Source organism: Streptococcus danieliae (assembly GCF_009767945.1).
GTDB classification, from domain to species: Bacteria; Bacillota; Bacilli; order Lactobacillales; family Streptococcaceae; genus Streptococcus; species Streptococcus danieliae.
On record NZ_WSRS01000232.1, the window covers coordinates 1 to 359 of the forward strand.

Below are 359 nucleotides of genomic sequence, written 5' to 3' on the forward strand. Positions count from 1 at the left end.
CTTCCACAAGGGACCAAAGTTGGCTTTAAAACTCCGGTTGACACCTCAACTGAGGGAGATAAGCAAGGAACAGTTGAAGTAACTTACCCAGATGGTTCCAAGGAAGACGTTCCAGTAATTGTTAAGGTTGTTGCACCAGATGCGGACAAGTATACGCCAGCAGGGAAGACGCAGACGGTTAAACCGAATGAAACTCCACAAGCAGTAAATTCCATTGAGAATGCGAGCAGCTTACCTGAGGGCACCCAGTTTGCCTTTAAGGCTCCTGTTAATACCTCAAGTGAGGGAGACAAGTCAGCTGTTGTTGTTGTAACCTATCCAGATGGTACTCGTGATGAGGTTCCGGTAACCGTTAAAGT

Annotated in this window: 1 protein-coding gene; it reads left to right on the plus strand. The window is 46.8% G+C overall.

The window, feature by feature from the left end; all coding sequences use genetic code 11:
• Positions 1-359: Rib/alpha-like domain-containing protein (locus E5983_RS09595; RefSeq protein ID WP_269148559.1), on the plus strand; the 359-nt coding region annotated here is incomplete at both ends.